The following is a 1,795-nucleotide window of genomic DNA, read 5'->3' as shown; positions in this document are numbered from 1 at the left end:
GACTAGCGTCGCAGCCGATGACCTGACCGCCACGAGATCAGTTATGCCTTTGAAATTTTTCAGGAGTTTTTCTGAACTGTAGAATTTTGTTTCTGGAGTGTGTCTGAGAAAGCCGGTGTGAACCCCATCATAGCCACTGGCCAACATATGGCCTGAATTCTATCGTGTGGGTTGCGACCGAAGGGCTTGGCAATCAAAGACAGAAGGGCTTGGCAACAATGACAGGGCTGCTGTGAAATCCGATGCACACATACTGATCGTCGACGACGACAAGGGCATCCGCGACCTGCTGCAGGAATTCTTCCAGAAGCGGGGCCTGCACACCTCGGTTGCCGCCGACGGCATCGAGATGGAGACCATCCTGCGGCGCGTCCAGGTGGACCTCATCGTCCTCGACGTGATGCTGCCCGGCAAAAGCGGGCTGGAGCTGTGCCGCGACCTGCGCGCCCAGTATTCGACGCCGATCATCATGCTGACCGCCGTCACCGAGACGACCGACCGCGTCGTCGGCCTGGAAATGGGCGCCGACGACTATGTGCCCAAGCCCTTCGACCCGCGCGAGCTTTTGGCGCGCATCCGGGCCGTGCTCAGGCGCAATGGCGCCGCCGAGCCGAAGCGCGCCACCACCAAGCAGATCTACCGCTTCGCCGGCTGGACGATGGACTGTGCCCGGCGCCGGCTGATCGCACCCGACGATGTCAGGGTCGAGCTGACCATGGCCGAATTCAACCTGCTGCAGACCTTCGTCAAGAGTGCGCAGCGTGTGCTGACCCGCGACCAGCTCATCGAACTGTCCGGCGGCGACAGCGACTATTCCTTCGACCGCAGCATCGACATCCTGGTCAGCCGGTTGCGGCGCAAGATGGAGGACGACCCGAAGACGCCCAAGCTGATCCTGACCGTACGCAGCGGCGGCTACCAGTTCCTGCCCGAGACGACCTCCGAATGAGACGTTTCCTGCCGCAGACCTTGCCTGTCTGGGTGCTGCTGATCGTCATTGCCGGCCTGCTGATCAGCCAGGTCGCGACCCTCTACATCGTCTCGCGCGACCGCGCTGCCGCCAACGACGTCGTCGACCTCTACCGGCTCAACGACCGTGCCTTCTCGCTGGTGCAGCTCATGCATGACGCCAGTCCGGACGAGCGCAAGGCGACGGCGACCGGCCTGTTCAACTCCACCTACGCGCTCACCGTTTCGGACACGCCGGCGGTCACTTCGTCGATCGCCGGCGATGACGAACTGGCCGAACTCGAAGACATCCTCGTCGGCCGGCTGTCCAAATTCGGCATCACCGATGCACGCGTGCGCCGCGATCCGGCGACGCGCGAGGCCGACGACGCGGACGGCACGACGCCAGGACCCGACATCGGCCAGGTCGAGCGCGACCTTCTGGTGCTGGCCGCCGACTTCGCCCAGAGCGACAAGCTGACGGCATCGCTGCGCTTCGCCGACGGCCAATGGCTGAATTTCACCGAACCGATCACGCCCGTCGGCCCGATCCTGAGCTTCGACAGCCTGCCGCTCTATTCGCTGATCGCAGGGCTGGTGGTGATCATGTCGATCTGGTCGCTGCGCCGGCTGACGGCGCCCTACCGGATGATGGAAACCGCCGTGAACCGGATCGGCAAGGATCTGAAGAGCCCGCCGATCGCCGAGGGCGGCAGCCGCGAGGTGCGTGCCGCCGCCAAGGCGATCAACGCCATGCAGGCGAGGTTGCGCGAATATGTCGAGGACCGCGAACATCTGGCGGCGGCACTGGCGCATGATCTGCGCACGCCGATGACCAGAATGCGCC

At 63.8% G+C, this 1,795-nt stretch carries 2 protein-coding genes; both read left to right on the top strand.

All coding sequences use genetic code 11. The annotated features are described in order from the left end of the window. Positions 1 to 232: 232 nt before the first annotated feature. Positions 233 to 949, top strand: coding sequence for a response regulator transcription factor (locus ENZ74_RS30955; RefSeq protein ID WP_013529960.1), 717 nt, complete (start codon positions 233 to 235; stop codon positions 947 to 949). Continuing rightward, on the top strand, positions 946 to 1,795 hold an 850-nt coding region (locus ENZ74_RS30950; protein WP_127313264.1), incomplete at its 3' end, for a HAMP domain-containing protein. The genes ENZ74_RS30955 and ENZ74_RS30950, both read left to right, overlap by 4 nt.

Origin of the sequence: Mesorhizobium sp. M7A.F.Ca.CA.002.15.2.1 (assembly GCF_003998715.1) — a bacterium.
GTDB classification, from domain to species: domain Bacteria; phylum Pseudomonadota; class Alphaproteobacteria; order Rhizobiales; family Rhizobiaceae; genus Mesorhizobium; species Mesorhizobium ciceri.
Note: the sequence above shows the minus strand (reverse complement) of the source record. Positions and strands in the feature narration are given on the sequence as shown.